This window comes from Pseudomonas sp. LRP2-20, from assembly GCF_024349685.1.
In the GTDB taxonomy this organism is placed as follows: domain Bacteria; phylum Pseudomonadota; class Gammaproteobacteria; order Pseudomonadales; family Pseudomonadaceae; genus Aquipseudomonas.
Genome location: NZ_AP025944.1, coordinates 3,545,094 through 3,565,396 on the forward strand (window position 1 = coordinate 3,545,094; position 20,303 = coordinate 3,565,396).

Annotated in this window: 19 protein-coding genes; 8 read left to right on the forward strand and 11 right to left on the reverse strand. The window is 62.6% G+C overall.

Features of this window, described 5'->3' with window-relative positions:
* The first annotated feature begins 200 nt into the window (after positions 1-200).
* Both OCX61_RS15775 and OCX61_RS15780 read left to right on the forward strand, forming a co-directional pair.
* Positions 201-896 carry a 3-oxoacid CoA-transferase subunit A gene (locus tag OCX61_RS15775; RefSeq protein WP_060507494.1) on the forward strand — a complete coding sequence of 232 codons (696 nt, stop codon included), beginning with the start codon at positions 201-203 and terminating at the stop codon, positions 894-896.
* An 8-nt stretch (positions 897-904) separates the two neighbouring features.
* Entirely contained in the window at positions 905-1,546 is a 642-nt protein-coding gene (locus OCX61_RS15780; protein WP_085677045.1) for a 3-oxoacid CoA-transferase subunit B, read from the forward strand.
* Positions 1,547-1,666: 120 nt separating this feature from the next.
* On the opposite strand, the gene OCX61_RS15785 is transcribed toward OCX61_RS15780, so the two are convergent.
* The 6 genes from OCX61_RS15785 to OCX61_RS15810 form a co-directional block, all read right to left on the reverse strand.
* Positions 1,667-2,386, reverse strand: a complete 720-nt coding sequence (locus OCX61_RS15785) for an IclR family transcriptional regulator (protein ID WP_261940339.1) — start codon at positions 2,384-2,386, stop codon at positions 1,667-1,669.
* Positions 2,387-2,614: 228 nt separating this feature from the next.
* Positions 2,615-3,637, reverse strand: coding sequence for an amidohydrolase family protein (locus OCX61_RS15790; RefSeq protein ID WP_261940340.1), 1,023 nt, complete (start codon positions 3,635-3,637; stop codon positions 2,615-2,617).
* Positions 3,638-3,657: 20 nt separating this feature from the next.
* Positions 3,658-4,974, reverse strand: a complete 1,317-nt coding sequence (locus OCX61_RS15795) for an OprD family porin (RefSeq protein WP_410011079.1) — start codon at positions 4,972-4,974, stop codon at positions 3,658-3,660.
* Between the two features lie 65 nt (positions 4,975-5,039).
* On the reverse strand, positions 5,040-5,912 hold the full coding sequence (locus tag OCX61_RS15800; protein ID WP_261940342.1) for an ABC transporter permease: 873 nt from the start codon (positions 5,910-5,912) through the stop codon (positions 5,040-5,042).
* Positions 5,905-6,720 (reverse strand): ABC transporter ATP-binding protein, encoded by an 816-nt coding sequence (locus OCX61_RS15805; protein ID WP_261940343.1) that lies wholly within the window; start codon positions 6,718-6,720, stop codon positions 5,905-5,907. The genes OCX61_RS15800 and OCX61_RS15805 overlap by 8 nt, the downstream gene beginning before the upstream one ends.
* Complete coding sequence (locus OCX61_RS15810) at positions 6,720-7,751, reverse strand: ABC transporter substrate-binding protein (protein WP_261940344.1); 1,032 nt, start codon at positions 7,749-7,751, stop codon at positions 6,720-6,722. Before OCX61_RS15810 ends, OCX61_RS15805 begins: the two co-directional genes overlap by 1 nt.
* A gap of 204 nt (positions 7,752-7,955) precedes the next feature.
* Here OCX61_RS15810 and OCX61_RS15815 point away from each other — a divergent pair, with 204 nt between their 5' ends.
* Entirely contained in the window at positions 7,956-8,876 is a 921-nt protein-coding gene (locus OCX61_RS15815) for an SMP-30/gluconolactonase/LRE family protein (protein WP_261940345.1), read from the forward strand.
* 45 nt (positions 8,877-8,921) lie between these two features.
* On the forward strand, positions 8,922-10,256 hold the full coding sequence (locus OCX61_RS15820; protein WP_261940346.1) for an MFS transporter: 1,335 nt from the start codon (positions 8,922-8,924) through the stop codon (positions 10,254-10,256).
* A gap of 4 nt (positions 10,257-10,260) precedes the next feature.
* On the opposite strand, the gene OCX61_RS15825 is transcribed toward OCX61_RS15820, so the two are convergent.
* Both OCX61_RS15825 and OCX61_RS15830 read right to left on the reverse strand, forming a co-directional pair.
* Positions 10,261-11,442, reverse strand: a complete 1,182-nt coding sequence (locus OCX61_RS15825; protein ID WP_261944324.1) for an MFS transporter — start codon at positions 11,440-11,442, stop codon at positions 10,261-10,263.
* Between the two features lie 125 nt (positions 11,443-11,567).
* The gene (locus OCX61_RS15830) at positions 11,568-12,245 is read right to left on the reverse strand and encodes an RraA family protein (RefSeq protein WP_261940347.1); all 678 of its coding nucleotides are present in this window, start codon (positions 12,243-12,245) and stop codon (positions 11,568-11,570) included.
* Positions 12,246-12,470: 225 nt separating this feature from the next.
* Here OCX61_RS15830 and OCX61_RS15835 point away from each other — a divergent pair, with 225 nt between their 5' ends.
* Together OCX61_RS15835 and OCX61_RS15840 are read left to right on the forward strand one after the other, a co-directional pair.
* Positions 12,471-13,448: a hydroxyacid dehydrogenase gene (locus OCX61_RS15835; protein WP_261940348.1), complete on the forward strand. Its 978-nt coding sequence runs from the start codon at positions 12,471-12,473 to the stop codon at positions 13,446-13,448.
* A gap of 82 nt (positions 13,449-13,530) precedes the next feature.
* Positions 13,531-14,865, forward strand: coding sequence for an MFS transporter (locus OCX61_RS15840; protein ID WP_261940349.1), 1,335 nt, complete (start codon positions 13,531-13,533; stop codon positions 14,863-14,865).
* Between the two features lie 86 nt (positions 14,866-14,951).
* Here the strand turns inward: OCX61_RS15840 and OCX61_RS15845 are convergent, their stop codons facing one another.
* From OCX61_RS15845 to OCX61_RS15855, 3 genes are all read right to left on the reverse strand, one after another.
* Complete coding sequence (locus OCX61_RS15845) at positions 14,952-16,235, reverse strand: OprD family porin (protein WP_261940350.1); 1,284 nt, start codon at positions 16,233-16,235, stop codon at positions 14,952-14,954.
* 72 nt (positions 16,236-16,307) lie between these two features.
* Positions 16,308-16,631, reverse strand: coding sequence for a hypothetical protein (locus OCX61_RS15850; RefSeq protein ID WP_261940351.1), 324 nt, complete (start codon positions 16,629-16,631; stop codon positions 16,308-16,310).
* A 65-nt stretch (positions 16,632-16,696) separates the two neighbouring features.
* Positions 16,697-18,466, reverse strand: coding sequence for a cyanophycinase (locus OCX61_RS15855; RefSeq protein ID WP_261940352.1), 1,770 nt, complete (start codon positions 18,464-18,466; stop codon positions 16,697-16,699).
* 357 nt (positions 18,467-18,823) lie between these two features.
* Between OCX61_RS15855 and aotJ the strand changes: the two genes are divergently transcribed.
* Positions 18,824-19,600 carry an L-arginine-binding protein AotJ gene (gene aotJ, locus OCX61_RS15860; RefSeq protein WP_261940353.1) on the forward strand — a complete coding sequence of 259 codons (777 nt, stop codon included), beginning with the start codon at positions 18,824-18,826 and terminating at the stop codon, positions 19,598-19,600.
* 11 nt (positions 19,601-19,611) lie between these two features.
* Positions 19,612-20,301: an ABC transporter permease gene (locus tag OCX61_RS15865; protein ID WP_261940354.1), complete on the forward strand. Its 690-nt coding sequence runs from the start codon at positions 19,612-19,614 to the stop codon at positions 20,299-20,301.
* The last annotated feature ends 2 nt before the right edge of the window (positions 20,302-20,303 follow it).

Sequence of the window (20,303 nt, forward strand, 5' to 3'; positions counted from 1 at the left end):
GCGGCCATGACCTGAGCCGCTTATAAATCGCACAACAGTTCGGTAATCGCACAAATTCCGCTCGGGCCCCTCTACTGTTGCCCAGTCTTGCGGCACGCTATAGGCAAGTCAGCACATAACTCAAAGCGCTGAATGGCCCCACCGCGTCAGCACGCGGCCAGGTCGACAATCCATACTCCAGGAAGAACCAGGAGCTCGCTGTGATCAATAAAACGTTTGAGTCCATCGCCAGCGCGGTGGAAGGGATTACCGACGGTTCGACCATCATGGTCGGCGGCTTCGGCACTGCCGGCATGCCATCTGAGCTCATTGATGGGCTGATCGCCACCGGTGCCCGCGACCTGACCATCATCAGCAACAACGCCGGCAACGGCGAGATCGGCCTGGCCGCTCTGCTGATGGCCGGCAGCGTGCGCAAGGTAATCTGCTCCTTCCCGCGTCAGTCTGACTCCTACGTCTTCGACGAACTGTACCGGGCCGGCAAGATCGAACTGGAAGTCGTACCGCAAGGCAACCTGGCCGAGCGTATCCGCGCCGCAGGTTCGGGCATCGGTGCGTTCTTCTCGCCGACCGGCTACGGCACCCTGCTGGCCGAAGGCAAGGAAACCCGTGAGATCGACGGCCGCCAGTACGTGCTGGAAATGCCGCTGCACGCCGACTTCGCGCTGATCAAGGCGCACAAGGGTGACCGCTGGGGCAACCTGGTCTACCGCAAGGCCGCGCGCAACTTCGGCCCGATCATGGCCATGGCCGCCAAGACCGCCATCGCCCAGGTCGACCAGATCGTCGAACTCGGTGAGCTGGACCCGGAACACATCATCACCCCGGGTATCTTCGTCCAGCGCGTGGTCGCCGTTTCCGGCGCTGCCGCTTCTTCGATCGCCAACGCTGTCTGAGGCCTGCCATGACCATCACCAAAAAGCTCTCCCGCACCGAGATGGCCCAGCGCGTGGCCGCGGACATCCAGGAAGGCGCATACGTCAACCTGGGCATCGGCGCACCAACCCTGGTGGCCAACTACCTGGGCGACAAGGAAGTGTTCCTGCACAGCGAGAACGGCCTGCTGGGCATGGGCCCAAGCCCCGCGCCAGGCGAGGAAGACGATGACCTGATCAACGCCGGCAAGCAACACGTGACCCTGCTCACCGGCGGTGCCTACTTCCACCACGCCGACTCGTTCTCGATGATGCGTGGCGGCCATCTGGACATCGCCGTACTGGGCGCCTTCCAGGTATCGGTCAAGGGCGACCTGGCCAACTGGCACACAGGTGCCGAAGGTTCGATCCCCGCCGTGGGCGGCGCGATGGACCTGGCCACTGGCGCCCGCCAGGTGTTCGTGATGATGGACCACCTGACCAAGTCCGGCGAAAGCAAGCTGGTGCCCGAGTGCACCTACCCGCTGACCGGCATCGGTTGCGTCAGCCGTATCTACACCGACCTGGCCGTGCTGGAAGTCACCGCCGATGGCCTGAAAGTGGTTGAGATCTGCGCTGATATCGACTTCGACGAATTGCAGAAGCTCAGTGGCGTGCCGCTGATCAAGTGATCCGCGTTACCGGACCGAACGGCGCACGGGTACCACGATCATTGCGCTGAGCGGTCCGGGTTTACCGACGCCAGCGGCCGCAAGGCCGCTATCGCGCCCCGCCCCCCGACTTGCTGGTGGTTACAGCTTCTCAAGCGCCGGCAAGCCCTCTGCGGCCTTGCAGCCAAGGCTGCGCATCAGGTCACGCGTAGCCTCGAAGAAGATGTCGTTGAAGGCCTCGGCACATTCCGGGGTGAGCCGGCTGGAAGGGCCGGAAAGCACCAGTGCACCGACCAGTTCATCGCCAGCACCATACACGGGAAAGGCCACCGATGCGGCATGCGGGTCTGTGGCCCCCATCGAGAAAAACGGCCGGCGCATGGCGATACCGTTCGCATAAGGCGCGCGCAAAGCCTGGGCGCCAGCGGCGTCGTCCATCGGTCGCATGTCACCAGGTTGAACGTGCATGCGCAGGCGATGAGGTGAGTTGACTCGATACTGGCACATCCGGTAAGCGCCGTGGCGTACGTAGAACGAAGCGGTCTCGCCAGTACGCTCTGCCAACAGATGCAGCCGGGGCATCACATGACGCTCCAGATCGATGCCTTCCTCATAGACCGCATTGAGCCGCATGACCTCGCTGGCCAGTTGGTAGCGCCCGTCTGCCATGCGATTGACAAAACCATGATTCTCCAGCGAGACCATCAGACGCATGATGGTACTTTTGATCAGTCCGGTACGCTCGACAAGCTCCACAAGGGTCAAAGACGTGTCCCCTACCTGGAACGCAGAGAGCACTGTCAGCACGCGATCAGCCGAAGCCACGCCATTCACCGCAGGACGCGGCCGAACATTAACCATCAGTAGGTCCTCACCTTTGAAATGCCCAAGTCTTTGTCAGGGCCAAGAAAATCATTATCTGCCAATGCCCTGGCAACCGCCATCATGCCAGCAATAGCCGATGCGGCACCATCATCGTTGAAGGTGAAGTGTCTTGAGCACAAGTGCAGCCGGCCAGCCATCACGCCGACCGGCCAGGAACAGGGCTTGCTCAAGTGGTGATGCTGAGCTCACCCGGCGCCATGCTCGTCATCCCTCGATCCTGTAGGTTTCCCGGGCAGTACCGCTGAACAGGCGATCCTTGTCAGCCTCGGCGAAGTCTGCGACCACACGCTTGAACGCGTTCCACAGCACACCGTAGCCAAACATGCCCTTGTCGACCGGGAAGTTGCTTTCGAACAGGCAGCGCTGTGCACCAAAGCAGTCTATCGCCTGCAGCAGGTACGGCCGCCACACAGCAGCCAGCGCGGCCGAGCCTGGTGGCCGGGAGGCGACATGGTGATCGAAACCTGCCACTTTCATCCCCAGCCCTCCCAGCTTCAAGCGAACGTTGGCACATTGCGCCAGTTGGCGAAGGTCAGCCGACCAGCGCGCGAATACCGCATCGCGCTGGCCGGCATACGGCCCTGCACCCAGCGGCCCGCCGAGATGGTCGACAACGATGAGCAGCTCCGGAAACGTGCGGGCTACCTCAAGCACCTCACCCAACTGGGTATGGTAGGCCCAGATATCCAGCACCAACCCACGCCGCTGAAGCTGGACGAGCCCTCGGTGGAATGCCGGCTCCAGCAGAATGCCCGGCGGTGGCGGCCGGGGGTTGGAGATCAGCCGCGGGTCCGCATGCCAGGCCGTGGTATTGCGAATCCCGCGCAGACGCGGGCCAGCGCGCTGGAGCATCTCGTCGAGCACCGGCGCCACGGCGTCGCCCAGCAGCAGGTTGGCACCGCCGACGATGGCCGCGCACAACCGCAGCTCCCCCAGCACGCCGCTGGCACTGTACGCCGCCACACCGTTGGCATACTCGACCTCGCCCACCGCCTGAAACGGCTCCGGGCGGTCGACGGCAAGCATCGAACGGCATTGGACATACACCGAGGCGACCAGCCGATGGCCGCAGGCGATGTCGGCCAGATAATCCTCGGCGAGATAGCGCTGGCCGGGCCGGTCCCACAGGTGATGGTGGGCATCAATGATGGCGCGGTTGGGGTCCAGGGGCGCTTCACTCACCTGGGCGAGCCACTGTGGTCGGACCGGGGCGTGGGGAGCATGCATGGTCGGCTCCTGCTGCTGGCTCAAAACAAGGCCACGGTGTAGTTGACGATCACCCGGTTCTGATCGCCATTGCGGGTCGCTTCACTGTGGGACTTGCCGTTGCGCCAGGCCACGCCCAGCCCCTTGAAGGTACCGCTCTGGATCACGTAGTCCAAGGAAAAGTCCCGCTCCCACTCAGACTGTTCGCTGCCACCGGCAGTCTGAATGTGCTCACCGTTGAGGTACATCACCGAGGCCTTGAGCCCAGGCACACCCAACGCCGTGAAGTCGTAGCCATACTGCGCAAAGCCAGTGCGCTCGCCAGCACGGGTGAAGCTCAGCAGCATCTTGTCGGTCCACAGGTACAGGCTGCTGCCACCGGCGCCCTTGTCGATCGACCCCTGGTTGATCTGCACGAAGTTGCTGTCGTCGGAAACGCGCTGGTAGCCCAGCATGAGCGAGTGGCCACCCAGGCGATAGGTGAACGCCGCGCTCCACAGGTCGCTGTCGATCTCACCGTCCCCATCGGCGGTATAACCGCCGACCGTATAGCCCCGCGCCCTTCCCGAAGCGCTGCCGTTGGCACCGTCCGAGCGGGTGCGGAAGTAACGCAGGTCGGTGGTCAGCGAACTGTCGTCAGTAAGTGCCAAGGTGTGATTGAGGCCGGCGAAATGCTGCTGGTAGTAGTCTTGCAACTCGCCAACGTAGTACTGCAGCACGAGCGCATCGGTGGCACGGTAATCGGCACCGGCAAAATAGAAACGGTCGCTTTCCTGGGTGCCGCCACTCACGGCCATGCCGGTCAGGTCGGTGGAAGCCCGGCCCCGCGCGCGGTCCAGCGCACCGCCGACCAGCATGAGGTTGTCGAACTCCTTTGACTGCAACTGCACGCCCTGGAAGGTCTGCGGCAACAACCGACCATCCGAGGCCACCAACACAGGCATTTTCGGCATCAACTGGCCAACCCGCAGCTCGCTCTTGCTCGCTTTCAGCTTCAGGGTCGCGCCGGCACTGCCCCACTGATCCACCGCACGCTCGCCATCGGAAGGGATCATGGTGCTGCCTGCGTGCCGACCACGGCCACTGTCCAGGGTCACGCCCAGCATGGCCATCGCATCCACACCGACGCCGATTACTCCGCCGGTATACCCCGAGCGCAGGTCAAGCAAGAAGCCTTGGGCCCATTCCTCGGTCCTGGAAGGCTGAGCGGCACCGTCGCGGTTGTCACTGTTGAAGTAGAAGTTGCGCATCGCCAGGTTGGCATGGCTGTCGGCAAGAAACGCCGCTTGCGCTGGCAGCGCCACGAGGCCACCCGTCGCAGCCAGTGCAAACCCACAAAAGGAAGGTAAGGATTTCAAGGCAAAAGCTCCCTGGGCACCCGCGCACGGGTGCCGGTTTTCTTGTTATTGGAAACGACGCAGAATCAGCCCTGCATGCCCCATCGGCGCACCGTGACCAGCTCGATGCTACGGAACACCAGGCCCTCGACGACCAGGCCAATGACGATGACCATCAGCAAGCCGGCAAACACGTTTGGCGTTTCCAGCGCATTGCGATGCTGGAACACATACCAACCCAGGCCACCAGAGTTACCCGAGACGCCGAACACCAGTTCGGCGGCAATCAAGGTACGCCAGGCGAACGCCCAGCCGATCTTCAGGCCAGCCAGGATCGATGGCACCGCAGCAGGGATAAGGATGCGCGTGACCAGGCGCAGGCCTCGCAACCCGTAATTGCGCCCAGCCATGCGCTGGGTCTGGCTGACCGACTGGAAGCCCGAGTAGGTGTTGAGCGATACCGCCCACAGCACCGAATGCACGATCACCAACATCAGGCTCTGGATGCCCAGGCCAAACCACAGCATGGCCAGGGGCAGGATGGCGATGGCCGGTAGCGGGTTGAACATCGCCGTCAAGGTTGCCAGCACATCGGTGCCGAGCCGGGTGGAAACCGCCAGGGAGGTGAGTACCGCCGCCAGGCCGATAGCCAGTGCATAGCTCATCAACAGCACCTTGAGCGAGCTGACCACCGCCAGTGGCAGCACGCCGTTGAGCAAGTCCTGAGTCATGGCCTGCACCGTCTCGCTAAAGGCCGGAAACATCAGCGGGTTGTCCAGGTAACGGGCATAGACCTCCCAGACCACGGCCAGCACCACCAGCACCAGGGCCCGGCGCACCCCGGTGTGCGCAAAAAGCCTTTCGAGAAGGCCCAGCCGCCGGGCGACATCACCCACCTGCCCGGGTGGCACCGGGGCGTACTCGACATCGGCACGTGGCTGGATTGCAGGCTTATTCATGGGCAGTCTCACTGTGGCCGAAGAGCATGTGGCTGATGCGCTGGTGCAGCTGGCCAAAAGCCTTGCTGCCCTGATCGGAGAAGCCGAAAGCGCTGGCATCGAGTTCGGCGCGTACCTGCCCTGGGTGCGGGGTAAGCACGAGAATGCGCGTACCCAGTACGATCGCCTCGTCGATCGAGTGGGTGACGAACATCAACGTGAACGGCGCCTGATCCCACAATTCCAGCAACTCTTCCTGCATGCGCCGACGGGTCAGCGCATCCAGCGCAGCGAATGGCTCGTCCATCAGCAGCATCGCCGGCTCCATCGCCAACGCGCGGGCGATGGCTACGCGCTGCTTCATCCCGCCCGACAACTGATGCGGATAGGCGTCCTTGAACTTGTCCAGGCCAACCTTTGCGGCTGCGCGCGCGGCCCGCTCGGCAATTTCATCGCGCGGGAAGCGCGCGGTGACTTGCAGAGGGAACATGATGTTGGCAATCACCGTTTTCCAAGGCATCAGTTGGTCGAACTCCTGAAACACCATCATGCGATCCGGGCCAGGTTCGCGGACCACGTGCCCATCCAGGCAGATCTGGCCAGCCACCGGCTCGACGAACCCGGCGACGCTCTTGAGCAGGCTCGACTTGCCGCAGCCCGACGGCCCCAGCAAGACGAAACGATCATTGCGCTGCACGTCGAACGAGACCTGATGGGTCGCAGTGATCAGCTGATCACGCGTCTTGTACTGCAGGGTGACGTTGTCCACGCACAGCAGCGCGCGTGCGCTGGCCTGTGTGGGCAAGGCGATGGGAGACAGCAGGCTCATCAGCTACCCTCCCCGTCAGCCACAGGGGCGAAGAACACCGCACGCCAATCGTCGGGGGCCTTCTTCAACGCCCCGGAACGCACCATGAAATCGGCCAGGGCCATGACCCCGCTCGGCTGCACTGACCACTCACCACTGACCTGGCGCAACATGGCCTCGACCTGATCGAGCGAGAGGCTTGAGGGCTCGCTGGCCAGGAACAATTGCGCCGCCTTGCGCGGTTCCTTGCGGATGTATGTGTTGGCCTCATCGATTGCCGCCACCACGGCAGCACTCAACTGCGGGTTGTTGTCGACGAAGCGGCCGGTACTGGCCAGCACGCCACTTGTCATGCGCCTATCAAGCGCCGAGGAGAAATCGAACAGCTTGCTTACCCGGGGGTCCTGGGCCAACTGGTAGCTGTAGGGATTGGGACCGATGTAGCCCTTGATGCCGGCTTTGTTTAGCAGGCTGGACGTCGCGTCAGGGTGCGGCAGGCTGACCATCAAGCGGTCCAGCTTGTGGATCTGCTCAGGACCGAACTGGCGCTCGGCGACCATTTGCAGCAGCAGGGCCTGCTGGCCGCTGGGCGAGCTGACCGCGATCTTGTCATCGTCCTTGAAGTCGGCCAGCGACTTGATCGCCGAGTCATTCACGAACAAGCCGTTGTCCCCCGCCACCAAGGCGCACAGGGCCCTCACATCCAGCGAGCGGCGGGTCTTCTCCCAGGCAATCAAGGTCCCGGACAAGCCATAACCGCCAATATCGACATTGCCGCTGATGAGCGCGTCATTGATCGCCGGCGCACCACTGATGCGCTTGATCTCGAAGGACGCCTCCGGTTGACCATGGGCCTTGGCCTGCTGAACGAACAATCCCAGTTTGTCGGCGACCGTGACCGGCAAATAGGCATAACCGTACTGGATGGCCAGGACCACGCGGCCTTGCTCGGCCTGCACTGTGGCACTGGCAGCAGCAAGACCAAGGGCAATCGAGAGGGTTGCAAGGGATCGATGAGGGCGGCACAGCTTGCGCCATGAGCGGTTGGGCATAGCAAACTCCATTTGTTGTTATTTTGGAACGCCATTTCCTTTATAGAAGCTCACAAATACTAGCCTTTCGTCAAGACGTAAAAAACAAGGGGAGAAATTGGTCGCGTTTCGCCATTTTATGATTTATTTTGCAATGACGTTGCATTAAACAAAACAACAAACAACGCCCGGGCGCCCACGCGCCCTTTGCCGCCAGGAGCACCCATGAGCTTTTTCGCTGCCCCGCCGACCGTCGAAACCACCCTCTTCACGCGCCTGCCCGAGCACTTGCGCCACCCGCGCCCAACGGCCTGGGCCAACGCCAACCGCCAGGGACGCGCAATCGACTCATTCCTCGAAGGCCCGTCGTTCGACCGCCAGGGGCGCCTGTATGTGACCGACATTCCCAACGGGCGCATCTTCCGCATCTCGCCCCAAGGCGAATGGGAACTGGTCTGTGAGTACGATGGCTGGCCCAACGGCCTGAAGATTCACCAGGACGGGCGCATATTCATCACCGACTACAAGCGCGGGATCATGCTGCTAGACCCGCAGACCGGCGCCATCGAGCCGCTGCTGGACTCAGCCGGTTCCGAAGGTTTCAAGGGCGTCAACGACCTGGTGTTCGCGCCGAACGGTGACCTGTACTTCACCGACCAGGGCCAGACTGGCCTGCAGGACGCCACGGGCCGGGTATACAAACTGGACGCCAAGGGCAACCTGACCTGTCTGCTGGGTACCATTCCCAGCCCCAATGGCATCGTCTACGACCCTCACCTCAATCACCTGCTGGTGGCCGTGACCCGTGCGCAGCAGATCTGGCGCATCCCGCTGGGCAACGGCTCGATCGTCGGCAAGGTGGGCGTTTTCGCGCAGTTGCATGGCGGCCTGGGCGGGCCCGACGGCCTGGCCCTCGATGCGCAGAGCAACTTGTACATCGCCCATACCGGCTTCGGCTCGGTGTGGAAGCTGTCGAAAGTCGCCGAACCGCTGCAACGCATCGTCTCCTGCGCCGGTATCAGCAACACCAACCTGGCCTTCGGTGGCGATGACGGACAGACCCTTTTCATTACCGAATCCGAGACCGGCAGCATTCTGCAGGTCCGTACCGCCACACCTGGGTTGCAGATGTATTCCCACAGCTGAATCCGCGCCTGTCAGCGCACACAACAACTACAAAAGAGTGACGACATGAACCACGATTCCCCTGCAGCCCAGGCGCCGCTCAGCGACGCCGAGGGCGACCGCCTGATGCGCCGCGTGTTGTGGCGCCTGGTGCCGTTCATCTTCATCTGCTACGTGATCAGCTACCTCGACCGCACAAACGTCGGCTTCGCCGCCATCAGCATGAACCAGGACCTGGGGCTGACCGCGACGATGTTCGGCTGGGCGGCCGGCCTGTTCTTCTTCGGCTACTTCATGTTCGAGATCCCCAGCAACCTGCTGATGCAGCGCTTTGGCGCACGGGTGTGGATTGCCCGGATCATGATCACCTGGGGGCTGATTTCCATGGCCACCGCCTTCGCCACCGGCCCCATCAGCTTCAGCATCGCACGTTTCCTGCTGGGGCTTGCCGAAGCGGGCTTCACGCCAGGGGTGTACCTGTACTTCACCTACTGGTTCCCCGGCAAATGGCGAGCGAAAGCTACCGCAGCGTTCCTGCTGGGCATCCCGGTCGCCAACATCGTCGGCTCGCCGCTGTCGGGCTGGCTGATGGAACAGCACGGTGTCTGGGGCCTGAAGAACTGGCAACTGCTACTGGTTACCGAATCGATGCCCGCCGTGTTGCTCGGCATTGCCTGCCTGTTCGTCCTGGTCGATACCCCGAACAAGGCGAAGTGGCTGAACCCACGGGAAAAGGCCTGGCTGACCCAGCGCCTGTCCCAGGAGCAGCAGGCCATCGGCGCTTCCCACGGCAACACCCTGCGCGCCGCATTGACCAACCCCAAGGTGTTCACCCTGGCGGCCATCAATTTCTGCTGTATCGTCGGCTCCGTCGGTATCGGTTTGTGGCTGCCGCAAATCATCAAGAGCCTGGGTATTTCCAGTGGCGCGGTCGGCCTGGTGGTAGCGCTGCCCTACCTGATCGGCGCCGTGGCCATGACGCTATGGGCACGCCTTGCCAACCGCAGCCGCCAGCGCCTGCCCTACGTGGTCAGCGCGCTGGCCTTCGCCGCCGTGGCCCTGGTGAGTGCCGCAATGATCGACCAGCCGTTACTGAAGATCGCCAGCCTGTGCCTGGCCGTGGCCGGCATTCTGTCGTTCCAGGCCACATTCTGGGCGATTCCCTCGACCATCCTCACCGGCCGCGCCGCAGCGGGCGGGCTGGCAATGATCGTGTCGATCGGCAACCTCGGTGGCTTCACCGGGCCGTTCCTGATAGGCCTGATCAAGGACGCCACGCACAGCTTCACCCTGCCGTTCTTCGCCGTAGCGTCGATCCTGCTGATCGGGACCTGCCTGATGCTCTGGCTGGGTGATCCAGCCAAGCAACACACGCCCCAGGGCCAGGGCCAGGCTGCCTGAGCGGTCAGGTGCGACGCCGAAAGCCGTACTGCCCCAGCAACCCCAGCAACAGCACCCCACCGGCGATCCCCAGGGTCGCCGGTGCCCCCCAGCGGGCAGCGACCAGCCCGGCGATCATCCCACCCAGGGCTTCGAAGCCAAAGCGCATGGCGATGTAGAAGGCGATGACCCGCCCCCGCAGGTGGCTTGGTGCACCGCTCTGCAATTGCATGTTGGTGCTGACGTTGCTCAGGGTGATGCCGAAGCCCAGCAGCGCCAGCGCCAGCAGCGCCACCGGCAGCATACCGGCCAACCACAGCCCGACCAGGGCGACCGCGCACAGCAGCGCCCCGGCATCGGTAAACAGACGCAGGCGCGGCAATGCGCCGCCGACCGCCAGCACCAGGGTCGCCACGAAGGCACCAGCGCCCGCCGCCCCCCACAACCAACCCAGCACGCGCGCATCACCGGCAAACACCGCCTTGGCCAGGATCGGCAACAGCGCTGCGTAGCAGGACGCCAGCAGGTTGACCGTGACCACATTGACCAGCAACTGGCGCACATTGCGTGTCTGCCACATGTATGCCAGCCCCTCACGAAACACCTGGGCAGTCGAGCCGCTGGCCTTGGGGCTGGCGCTACCGCGCACCTTCAGCAAGCCGTACAGCAATGCCAGGAAGGCTACGGCCGTCAGTGCAAAACAGGCCGCCTCGCCGGCCAACGCGATCAGTGCCCCGGCCAATGGCGGGCCGACGAAACGTGCACCGTTGATCAGCATGGCATTGAGCACCAGCGCGTTGGGCAGGTCGGCCGGGTCATCGACAAAACTGCCGATCAGCGCTTGGCGCAAAGGGGTTTCCAGGGCGTTGAGCAAACCCAGCAGCAAGGCCATGCCGGCGATCACCGGGCCATCGACCCAGCCCAGCCAGGTAGAAAGCGCCAATACCGACGACTGCAGTGTCAGCATCACTTGCACGATGATCAGCAATCGACGTTTGTCATGCCGGTCGATCCATGCACCGGCCAGTGGGCCGATAAGCAGTTGCGGAGCCAGCGAAAGAAAGGTGATCAGCCCCAGCAGCACGGCCGAACCTGTGAGATGGTAGGCCAGCCAGGCCAACGCCACCTGCTGCACCCACTTGCCCAGCGTGGAAACGCCCTGGCCGGTGAAATAGATCTGGAAATTGCGGTGGGCGAGCGCCCGGATGGCCGAGGGCCATTGTTTACGGTGCGACGACGGTGAATCGGTCAAGTCTGCGAATCCTCAATAGACCCGCGCCAGCCCAATGCCTGCTGCGCCCCCCATCGCAAGGGGCGCAGCAGGTTACTGGGTCAGCCTGGCAGCAGGCAGCCTTTCTTCTTCAAGGACTCAATGACCCAGGAGCGGTCGTTGGTACCTTGGGCAATGTGCTCCATCTGAGCGGTTTCGGCAGCATGCTTGGCCGTAGCACGGGCATAGACCTCGGCAACCTGGTCGTACGGTACGCAAAGCAGGCCGTCTTCATCGCCGATCACCAGGTCGCCCGGCTCGATCACCATACCATCAATGGCAATCGGCACGTTGATCTCGCCTGGGCCGTCCTTGTACGGACCACGGTGCGACACACCGGCGGCGAACAGTGGGAACTCGCCAGCGCCGATGTTGGCCGCATCACGGATGGCGCCATTGATGACGATGCCTGCCACACCGCGCTTGACTGCATAGGCCACCATCATTTCGCCGATCAGGGCGTTGGTCAGGTCACCGCCCGCATCGACCACGATCACATCGCCTGGCTGAGCGATGTCGAGGGCGTAGTGCAGCATGAGGTTGTCACCGGGACGAGCCTTGACGGTGAGGGCCGGGCCGCAAAGCCCCCCTTCACGGTGCATGGGGCGCAGCCGGGCACCGCCCGCCGTCATGCGGTTCATCGAGTCGCTGACGTTGGCGACCGGAACCTCACGGTAGCGTGCAACCCACTCTTCGCCAATTTTGCGCGTGCGCTCAAGCACTTGGAAGCCAATGCTCATGTGACATACCTCTATTGATGTTATTCGATGTCATCGGCGGCCGCCGAATCTGTTTTTTAGAATGTCATTGCATTATTCCTTTTTCAATCGCTTTTTTTGACAGAAATACAGACACAGCCGGCCGATCAATTTATTTTGTTGCAACGCCATTTCATTATGGTAGGGTTGATCCCATCGCCGCCCATGAGCTGCAGCGACTGCCCTGACAATAAAAAGGTGTTCACGATGTCCCGTACCATTCTGATTACCGGCCCCGAACTTGCCGCCGAGGCCATGCAACTTGCCGCCGACCAGGGCATCAGGGTGGTCCCCACCACGCCCTACCTGCCGGCAGAAGAGCTGGTAGCCATCATTCGCGCGGAACAACCCGATGCCATCGTGGTTCGCCAGGGCAGCCTGACCCGCGCCATGATCGAGGCCTGCACGAAGCTGAAGCTGATCACCAAGCACGGTGTCGGCTTCAACACCATCGATATCCAGGCTGCCGCCGAGCACGGGATACCGGTGTCGATCGCAGTGGGTGCCAACGCACAGTCAGTGGCCGAGCATGCCTTTGCCCTGATGTTCAGCGTCGCCCGCCAGACCGCCCTGCTCGATGCACGCATGCGTGAAGGCCACTGGGACAAGGCTTCGTCCATTGGCATCGAGCTGTCCGGCAAGACCTTGGGCCTGGTTGGCCTGGGCTCGATCGGCAGCATTCTGATGGACCTGGTGGCGCCGCTGCGCATGAAGGTCAAGGTGTTCGACCCTTACCTCAAGCAAATGCCGGCGCACGCCCATGTCGAACGTGAGGAAGATTTCGATCGCCTGCTGGCCGAAAGCGATATCATCAGCCTGCACTGCCCGCTGACCGAGACCAATCACGGCCTGATCGGAGCTGACCAGCTCGCACGCATGCGTCCGGGCGCCATCCTGATCAACACTGCCCGCGGCGAGCTGATCGACACTGACGCCCTGGTACAGGCACTCAGCGAGCGCCGCATTGCCGGTGCAGGCCTGGACACCTTCAGCCCCGAGCCGCCACCCGCCGACAGCCCGCTGTGGGGCTTGCCGACCCTGGTCGCCACACCACACGTCGGCGCCAACACCACCGAAGCCCGCGACCGTGTAGCGCTGGTCTGTGTGAGGCAGGTGCTGGATATCCTGGCGGGCAATGCCCTTGATCCGCGTTGCGTGGTCAACCGCCACCTGATCGACAGTTGATTGCTGCCTTCTCGCGCCGCTTCGCAAGAGGCGGCGTCTTTCACTACGCGTCACTCCAGAAAAAAAACAATTGGAGAGCCTCATGACTTCAGTGACATCCTCGCCGGACGACCTCGAACGCAGCACCATGCGCCGTGTTGCCTGGCGCTTGCTGCCCTTTCTGATCGTCTGCTACCTGATCGCGATCATTGATCGCGGCAATATCGGCATGGCCTCGCTGCAGATGAACCAGGACCTGGAACTCTCGGCCAAGGTCTTCGGTTTCGCCAGCAGCCTGTTCTTCTTCTCCTACTTCCTGGTTGAAGTGCCCAGCAACCTGGCCATGCAGCGGTACGGCGCGCGGATCTGGATCGCCCGCATCATGATCACCTGGGGCCTGATTTCCGCCGGCACGGCGTTCGTCCAGGGCGCCAACTCGCTGTATGTCATGCGCTTTCTGCTCGGTGCCGCCGAAGCCGGGTTCTTCCCGGGCGTGCTGCTCTACCTCACCTACTGGTTGCCGTCGGCCTACCGCGCACGCATGGTGGCGCTGTTCATGGTGGCAATCCCGGCCGCCAACTTCATCGGCTCGCCACTGTCGGGCCTGCTGCTGAGTCTGGATGGCTGGATGGGCATGCGCGGCTGGCACTGGCTGTTCATCCTCGAAGGCATCCCGGCAGTGCTGCTGGGTATCGCCTGCCTGTTCGTGCTGACCGACCGCCCCGAACAGGCCAAGTGGCTGAACGACGAGCAACGCGGCTGGCTTACCCAGCAGCTGGCCAGCGAGGCCGCCAAGAAGACCGCCATCGGCCATATCTCGCTGTGGAAACTGCTGCGCCACAAGGATATCTGGGTACTCGCGCTGATCTACTCGGGCGCTTCCGCCGCGGGCAGCACCATGAGCGTCTGGGCGCCGCAGTTGCTGAAAACCTTCGGCCTCAGCGCGCTGGAGATCGGCCTGGTCAATGCCATCCCGTATGGCATCGCCTCGGTCGCGATGATCATCTGGGGGCGTAGCTCCGACCGCACCGGCGAGCGCCGCTGGCACACTGCGATGACCATGCTGCTGATCGCCGCAGGCCTGCTGATGACCCTGTTCACGTCCTCGCTGCCGGCTACGGTGATGATGCTGACCCTGGTGCTGGTGGGCGCCTATTCGATGAAGGGCCCGTTCTGGGCACTGGTCTCCGGCTGGCTGTCGTCGTCCACCGCTGCCGCCGGGCTGGCCGCCGTGGGCGCCATGGCCAACCTCATCGGTGGCGGCCTGATGGTCAACGTCTACGGTGCCATCCACGACGCTACCAACAGCTACGCCCTGGCATTGATGCCCCTGGCCGCACTGTGCACCCTGGCCGGCATGGGTGTACTGGTAATCGGCCGCAAGCGCCAGCACGAGCAGGCTGAAGCAGCTGCCACTGCAAGCGCCAAGCAAGCCTGAGCCTCAGCGCTTTGATGCCCACCTTCCGCTGGGAACGTGGGCATCGTCTTTTCAATCCTTGGGGCCTGCATCCATCGCCCCTAGGATTACAGCAAGCTCAGCGGGTACTCCACGATCAGCCGCACTTCATCCAGGTCGCTATCGAATGAAGTGGAACGATGGGTGGCCTGGCGCAGGCGGAACGAAAGGTCCTTGGCCATACCGGCCTGGATGACATAGCGGGCTTCCAGATCGCGCTCCCAGTGCTTCTCGTCATCTCCCGCCCACCCCGCGAACGGGCCGTTCGGGTCCACCCGGGTACCGTCGATCTGATCGCCCTTCACATACCTCGCCATGAGCGTCAGCCCCGGCACGCCGAAGGCCACCATGTTCAGGTCGTAACGCAGCTGCCAGGAGCGCTCGTTGGGGGCGTTGAAGTCCGAGTACTGGACCGAGTTGGCCAGCCAGATCGAATCACCGCCGATGTAGTCGAAAAAGTCATCGCCGCTGATCTTCTGATACGCCACGCTGAACTTGTGTGGACCATGACTGTAAGCACCCTTGAGCGAATACGCCGTATTGTCCAGTTGCCCCGCCAACGCAGCGCCCTGATCGCGAGTCTTGTAAGCGACCAGGTCGAAGCTCGCGGACTGGGTTTCAGCCAAGGGTAGTGTGTAGTAGACGTTGGCGAAATACTGGCGCCAGAGCGCTTCGGCTTCGCTGGCGTAGGCCGCAAGGCTGAGCCTTTCGGTGACGTGGCAGGTGGCACCGATGAAATCGACGCTGCGCGCTTCCACGCCTGCGTATTCGCTGGTCAGAGCACCATCGGCGTTGCTCGAGTCACGTCGGTTGATCGAAGTGAAGTGCCCTCCTTCCACGGACAGCTGCTCGTACTCCTGGCTGGCCAGGTGAACGCCGGTCGCGGTCTCCGGCAGCAGACGCGAATCGCTGGTGGCAAACACCGGGGCGGTGGTGCGTTGCTCGCCATACTTCAAGGTAGTGGACGACACCCGCAGCTTCACGGCACCGCCCAATTCGCCGGTGCTGTCTTCTATACGACCATCGCTATCCACCGGCAGGATCCCGTTGCCGACGCTCCCGCGTCCACCATCGAGCTTGATGCCGCCATATGCATGCACATCGAAACCCAAGCCCAGCGTGCCCGGGGTAAAACCCGACACATATTGCGCCTGGATACCTTGGTCCCATTCATTCCGGGTGTTGCGCTTGGCATTGCGATAGTCGCGGTGCATCCAGAAGTTGCGGTTGAGCAGGTTCAGCGTGCTGTCTTCGATCAAGCCTTTCGAGGCCTGCTGTTCGCCAGCACCTGCCCACTGGGCGTGAGTCGAGGCGAGTGCCACTGCGATCAGGGTCGCTTTCACGGCGTTCATTGCTTGCTCCATTGTTCTTGTTATGGGCATACGTGGCGGCTAGCACCGCCAGTCAGGACAGGCGCATCGGCCCTATGCCAATTGCTCCAGTGAAAATTCGGGTGGGTACGTCCCCTTGCTGATGACCGCCTCCAGGCACAAGGTGGTCGCCGACTCTGCCCAGCAAACGAAATAGCCCTTGGCTTTGGATTGCTTGAGCTTGAACAGCCACTTCAACTCGGCATCGTCGTGCAGGCACTTCATGCTCGCCGGCAACTGGATGATCGAATAGAAGCCCGCCTTGGTTTGCGTGCGCTCCAGAACCTGGAACGCCGACTGGGCGATGGCGAAGGCTTTCGGGCTTTGCGGTTGCAGCAATTTTTCCAGGGCGAACGATTCCAACCTGCTGATCTTCATACAGGGCTCTTGTGTGGATTGACGGAGGGTCGATGTGCGCCCGGCCAGGCGCGGCCAGGTTCAACTTACAGCGGTTGCAACCCGACGACCTTGGCCAGTACCTGCGCCACTTCAGCCCGGGTTACCGGGGCTTGCGGGCTGAAGCGGCCTTGCTCGGCCTGCAGCCAGCCCTCCCCCACGGTCAGGGTGGCAGCATCGGCATAGGCCTTGTCCAGGCCACCGATGTCCGACAACGCCGCGGTTCTGCTCAGCTGGATGCCCTGATAACGCTCTACCAGCGCCTGGCAGGCCAGCGCCCATTCCTTGCGGCTGACGAGCTGGTTGACAGAGAAGGGTTCGCTGCTGCTCATCCAGCCGTTGGACAGCACCACGTCGAGTTGATCATGCAGCGGGTGTTCGGCGCCGACATCGGTCAACGCGGGCAACCGGTCCCGCCTGGGCTCGGCGGCCAGCGTCATCTGCAAGGCATTGGCCAGCTCCAGACGGGTGATGGGCCGCCCTGGTTCGAAGGCGTTGCCGGCGTTCAGGGTCATCAACCCCCTGAAACTGATGGCGCGAATCGCATCGCCGCGGCTGCCCGAGCCGGCGTCGGTCGGCGCACTGGTTGCGGGCTCGCCGAGGGTGGCATTGACCGGGCGGATATCCAGGCGCACGCCACCCACGCTGTAGTGGGTCAGCGCATCGTGCATCTGGCTATAGGCGCTGAAGTCAGCCGTCTTGCTGAACTCGAAACGGTAGCCGTAGTGGTAGCCGTTGAGCGGGTTGTAGCGGGTCATCAGGCCCAGCTGCCGCGAGGCGGTGTTATCCGCCAGACCATAGATCACAGCCCGGTCGATGGCCGATACGCCCGAAAGGTCGGTAATCAGCTGGTTGCCCGACAGGTATTCGCTACCGGCCTTAATGGCTGCCTTGCCTGGGGCGGGCTGCACCTTGCCGCTGGCAAGGTCATAGCGATCGCCATGGCTGAGCATGGCCAAGCGCACATTGCTCAGCCGTGTGCCATACAGGCCGAAGGATTTCTCTGCCTGGCTGGCGTCCATCACGGTCAGATAGCCCTCGCCCAGCACCTGTACCTGCCCTTCAGGGTTGACCCACATGGCGGTGTTGGTGTCCAGGCCGAACCCGCGGGTGAGCTTGTCCCCGGTGAGGTAGGCTGCCATGCGCGCGACACGCCCGGTGCTGGTTTCCTCGATCTGATCGAGGTGCTGATCGATCACACCGCCTTTGAACAGGCCGGCACCCTCGAGCAACGCCGTGCCGCGCTGGTCTGCTTTGCTGGCCACGCCGAAGTCCAGGGTATCCATCACGACGCCAAAGGCGGTTGGCATCCGTGCCCCCAGAACGCTGGCACCGGCACTGGTGCCGCCGACCACGCCACCGCGGTCATAGACGCTGCGCACAGCCTGCATCAGCAGCGACGGGGAGCCATCGGCGTTGAACAGGGCGCGGGCGATCCGGGCCTGGTCGCCACCGACGAACCAAACGCCGCTGGCACCGCGCAGCGGCTCGACCACTGCGGCATCGTTCATGGTTCGTTGGTAGTTGAGCTTGTCGACCCCCACGATGCTGATGCGCTTCGCGGCAACCCCGAGGGCAACCAGTTCCGCCATGAAGCGATTGCTCGAGCTCAGGCTGCCGCTGGCCGTTGGAACGATGACGATGCGGGCGTCCTGACGACCACCGGCGAGTTCGATGAACTTGTCATAGACCGGAAGGTTGCTGGCACGCAGCATGCCGCCCACGGCCAGCAAGTTGCCTTCAGCCAGAGCGGCCGGACTGGCACAGGAAATCATCAGGGCGGCGATCATTGCCCCCGTGTTCAACGGCTTGTTCATGGATTGTTGCTCTTGTTATGGAAATTCGTGTGAGCCGGCTAGCGGCGCGTGATGGAATTATCTTTTCCAAATAATCTTTTTTGAAAATTTATATATCAGCGCGAGCGTATCTTCAAGCGGTGCGCGCTGACGTACCCCCGACGGGTGCCAGGACAAAAAACGTGAGAACGGCCGGCAAGGCTCGAGCTAGAGGCTTCTGGGCCAGCAGAGGCAATAGTGATATAGATAATTTATTTTCACATATGTAGATTTCTGAAAAAAATAATGTCATAAATCTGCGCACCAACGGCCCAGGTAACGCCATCGCCCAGGCGACCTGCGCGCACACCCAATCCGCCCCAGCTAGGAGTCAACAAGATGAACAAGATCGTACTTCTCGGCGCGCTGGCACTCAGCGCCGTCAGTGGCATCACCGCCGCCAGCGACGATACCCTGCGCATCGGTATCGAAGCGGCCTATCCGCCCTTCGCCTTCAAGACCCCCGAAGGCAAGATCAGCGGTTTCGACTATGACATCGGCAATGCCCTGTGCGCAGAAATGAAGGTCAGATGCGAGTGGGTCGAGCAAGAGTTCGACGGGCTGATCCCTTCGCTGAAGGTGCGCAAGATCGATGCGGTACTGTCATCGATGTCGATTACCGAGGACCGTTTGAAGTCGGTGGACTTCAGCAACAAGTACTATCAGACGCCTGGCAAGCTGGCGATGAAGGCCGGCAGCGTGGTGAACGATCCGTTGGTGGACCTCAAGGGCAAGAAGGTGGGCGTACAGCGCGCATCGACCTACGACCGCTTCGCCTCTGACCAGTTCGAACCCGCCGGCATCGAAGTGGTGCGCTACGCCTCGCAGAACGAAGCCTTCCTCGATCTGGCCGCCGGCCGCCTGGACGCGACACTGGCAGACATCGTGAATACCAGCGAAGGCTTCATCAAGACCCCCATCAGCAAGGGCTTCGCCTTGGTCGGCCCCGACTTCAACGACCCGCGTTACTTCGGCAAGGGGGCAGGCATTGCCGTGCGCAAGGGTGACAGCGAACACGCCGCCCGCCTCAACGCAGCCATCGACGCGGTTCGCGCCAACGGTACCTATCAGCAGGTACAGGCGAAGTACTTTGCGTTCGACATCTACGGCAAGTAAGAGGCCCGACCATGCTCCACGGCTACGGCCCGACCATTCTCCAGGGGGCTTGGCTAACGCTGAGCCTGGCCCTGATTTCCATGACAGTGGCGATCGCCCTCGGCTTGCTGGGCGCGGTATGTCGCCTGTCGCCCTTGAAGTGGCTGGCAGTGCTTGGCGAAGGCTACGCCACGGTCATCCGCGGCATACCTGACCTGGTGCTGATCCTGCTGATCTTCTACGGCGGCCAGGACCTGATCAATCGTGTCGCGCCGCTGCTCGGCCACCCTCGCTACATCGATATCAACCCGTTCATCGCAGGGGTCTGCACGATGGGCTTCATCTTCGGTGCCTATCTTTCGGAAACGTTCCGGGGTGCCTTCATGGCCATTCCCAGAGGGCAGGCCGAAGCTGGCGCGGCCTATGGGATGACAGGCATGCAGGTCTTCAGGCGAGTGCTGCTGCCGCAGATGGTGCGCTTCGCCCTGCCCGGCTTCACCAACAATTGGCTGGTGCTGACCAAGGCAACGGCACTGATATCGCTGATTGGCCTGCAGGACATGATGTTCAAGGCCAAGAGCGCGGCCGACGCTACCCACGAACCATTCACCTTCTTCCTGACCGTTGCCGCGTTGTACCTGACGCTCACCAGCGTATCGCTGCTCATCCTGCGCCTGGTGGAAAAGCGCTACAGCGTCGGCACCCGTCTGGCCGAACTTTGAGG